Source organism: Pseudomonas sp. P5_B2, from assembly GCF_056400445.1.
On the sequence record NZ_JBFULH010000481.1, the window covers coordinates 1 to 3,124 of the forward strand.

At 58.5% G+C, this 3,124-nt stretch carries 3 protein-coding genes and 1 pseudogene; 1 reads left to right on the top strand and 3 read right to left on the bottom strand.

The features are described 5' to 3' along the window. A pseudogene (locus AC1DRJ_RS22675) lies at positions 1-267 on the top strand (hypothetical protein); the annotation flags it as partial. Positions 268-321: 54 nt separating this feature from the next. Here AC1DRJ_RS22675 and AC1DRJ_RS22680 read toward each other — a convergent pair. From AC1DRJ_RS22680 to AC1DRJ_RS22690, 3 genes are read right to left on the bottom strand one after another with little or no spacing between them, the layout of a single operon-like run. Next, positions 322-1,479, bottom strand: coding sequence for an osmoprotectant ABC transporter ATP-binding protein OsmV (locus AC1DRJ_RS22680; protein WP_477804114.1), 1,158 nt, complete (start codon positions 1,477-1,479; stop codon positions 322-324). Continuing rightward, positions 1,476-2,129 (bottom strand): ABC transporter permease, encoded by a 654-nt coding sequence (locus AC1DRJ_RS22685; RefSeq protein WP_477804115.1) that lies wholly within the window; start codon positions 2,127-2,129, stop codon positions 1,476-1,478. The genes AC1DRJ_RS22680 and AC1DRJ_RS22685 overlap by 4 nt, the downstream gene beginning before the upstream one ends. A 12-nt stretch (positions 2,130-2,141) precedes the next feature. Continuing rightward, positions 2,142-3,035: a glycine betaine ABC transporter substrate-binding protein gene (locus AC1DRJ_RS22690; protein ID WP_477804116.1), complete on the bottom strand. Its 894-nt coding sequence runs from the start codon at positions 3,033-3,035 to the stop codon at positions 2,142-2,144. Positions 3,036-3,124 lie beyond the last annotated feature (89 nt).

Sequence of the window (3,124 nt, forward strand, 5' to 3'; positions counted from 1 at the left end):
GCGCAGGGCTTGGGCGGAAGCTTTGCCTTTAATATTCAGAACGAATTCAGAGTCGCTAAATTGGGGCAGGATCATGGAAAGGTGTTGCCAATAGAGGCGCTTTTCTACGTCAACGATGCGGGTAAGGCGGGCGCGCAATACGACCAGCGGGATTTCAAGACGCAGACCGGTATCTGGATCCCCATCATTCGGATCACGCTTCCGCAGGTTCCGACCGCTGATGTTAACTTCCAGTTCTTTGCTGCCGATCAGGCTATCGCCTCCTGATTGAACAATCGGGCCGTACTCTTGCAAGAGCACGACCCGGTGAAAGTATATCGGTCAGGCCAGCGCAACCTCGGCAGGCGATACAATACTGGTCTTGCCGCCACGGGATTTGCCGGAGCTCAAATACTCGGCAATTGATTCCTGAGTCACCTCACCCAGGAACACCCGCTCCGCATCCAACACCGGTAGCCACGAGCGGTTGAACTCATACATGCGCGAAAGCAGGATGCGCAAATGCTCGTCGTACGCTGCGGTAGCGTTGAACTCACGCAGATACTGCGCGCAAGTCCCGGTCTGACGGTGCAGGTCGCGACGACGCACATAACCCAATGCCTTGTTCTCAGCACAGGTCACCACCACATAACGACGGTCCAGTTCGTCCATCAACTCCAGCGCTTCAGCTACCGGTGTTTCCGGACTGACCGACGGCGCGTTGTCCGCTGCGTCTTCGGCTTTCACCAGCAATAGACGTTTGAGCGTGCTGTCCTGACCGACGAAGTTGCTGACGAAATCATCCGCCGGGTGCGCCAGCAGCGTGTCCGGGTGATCGATCTGCAACAGCTTGCCGGCGCGGAAGATCGCAATCTTGTCGCCCAGCTTGATCGCTTCGTCGATGTCATGGCTGACCATGATCACGGTCTTGTTCAGCGCACGCTGCATCTCGAAGAACTCGTTCTGGATCATTTCACGGTTGATCGGGTCGACCGCGCCGAAGGGTTCATCCATCARCAACAGCGGCGCATCCGCCGCCAGCGCGCGAATCACGCCGATCCGCTGCTGCTGACCGCCGGACAATTCGCGCGGGTAACGATTGAGATACTGCTTGGGTTCGAGCTTGATCATGCTCATCAACTCGCGGGCGCGGTCGTGGCATTTCTGTTTGTCCCAGCCCAGCAGGCGCGGAACGATGGTGATGTTTTCCTCGATGGTCATGTTCGGGAACAGACCGATCTGCTGGATCACGTAGCCGATGTTGCGGCGCAGGGTCACCTCGTCGAGATCGGTGGTGTCGTCGCCGTTGATCAGGATCTTGCCCGAGGTCGGTTTGATCAGGCGGTTGATCATTTTCAGCGTGGTGCTTTTGCCACAACCCGATGGCCCGAGGAACACACAAATTTCGCCTTCGTTGACGGTCAGGCTTACCGAGTCCACGGCTTTCACATCTTTGCCGTTGCTTTGGAAGGTCTTGCTGAGGTTTTGAAGTTCGATCATTTGAGCAGTCCTTTTGGAGTCAGCGTGCGTTGCAGCCATTGCAGAAGCAGGTCGGCGAAGATGGCCAGGAGACTGACCAGCACGGCGCCGACGATCAGCATCGACATGTCGCTGCGGCTGATGGAAGCGAGAATGAGGACGCCGAGGCCACCGGCGCCGATGGTCGCGGCGATGGTCATGACACCGATGTTCATGACCACGGCGGTGCGCACGCCAGCGAGGATCACTGGCACGGCAATCGGCAGTTCAACCATGCGCAGGCGCTGGCCGAAGGTCATGCCGATGCCGCGCGCGGCTTCGCGAATACCCGGTTCCACGCCGGTGAGGGCGAGGTAGGTGTTACGCATGATCGGCAGCAGCGAGTACAGAAACACGGCGGTGATCGCCGGCATCGGGCCCAGGCCTTGGCCGAATTTGGAGTAGAACGGCAACAGCAGGCCAAACAGGGCAATCGACGGTACGGTCAGCAGCACCGTGGCGCTGGCCTGCAAGGGACCTGCGAGCGTCGGGAAGCGAGTCATCAGAATGCCCAGCGGCACGCCGACCAGAATCGCCAAGGTCACGGCGATACCGACCAGAGTGATGTGTTGCCAAGTCAGATGCAGTACCAACGGCCAGTCGAGATGGGAAAAGGCGCTCAGAAATTCCATGTCTTTTCCTCCTCAGTTGATGGGGTGTTGGCGCAGGAAATCGGCGGCAACGGATGAAGGGCTTTCGTGATCGACATCGACTCGCGCATTGAGCTGACGCATGGTCGCGTCGTCGAACAGTTCCGCCAGCGGCTTGAGTTCTTCGGCCAGTTTTGGATGTGCGTCGAGGTAGACCTGACGCACCACCGGTGCGGCGGTGTAGTCGGGGAAGTAGTGCTTGTCGTCATCGAGCAGTTTCAGCTTGAAGGCATTCAATCGGCCGTCGGTGGTGTAGACCAGGCCGGCAAACACCTGGCCATTGCGCAGGGCTGTGTAGACCAGCCCGGCGTCCATCTGGCGGATGTTGTTGCGGGTCAGGTTCATGCTGTAGAGGTCGACCATGCCGTCCAGACCGTCGGAACGGTTAGCGAACTCGGTGTCCAGCGCTACCAGGTGATTGTCCTTATCCTCAGCTTGCAACACCGTGTTCAGCTCGCTGATGGTGTTGATCTGCGGGTAAGCCTTGGCGGTGGTTTCCGGCAGCGCCAGGGCGTAGGTGTTGCTGAACTTCGACGGGGTGAGCCAGATCAGGCCTTTTTTCGCGTCRAGTTCTTTCACCTTGGCGTAGGACTGAGCGCTGTCGAGTTTTTCAGTGACATGGTTGTAAGCCACCAGCGACACGCCGGTGTATTCCCACATCAAATCCAGCTGGCCACTTTCGTGGGCGCTGCGGGCCAGATTGCTGCCCAGACCACCGGTCACCCGAGTGTCGTAACCCTTGGTGCGCAGGTATTGAGCGGTGATTTCCGCGAGCAGGGTTTGTTCGGTGAACACCCGGGCACCGATGCGGATTACCGGTTTTTCAGCGGCGTGGGTAAATCCTGCGAACAGCAGGACGCAGCCTAGTAAAAAGCTAAATTTCTTCATAACGATTTCCTTTGCCGAGGCTTAAGACGGGCGCAAGCCGCGTTCGAGCCAGAGGCGGCTGGCGAGTGTCACCAGACCGTCGAGCAGCA

Coding starts and splice junctions, on each gene's coding strand:
- AC1DRJ_RS22685 (WP_477804115.1), bottom strand. CDS start 2,129: ATGGAATTTCTGAGCGCCTTTTCCCATCTCGACTGGCCGTTGGTACTG.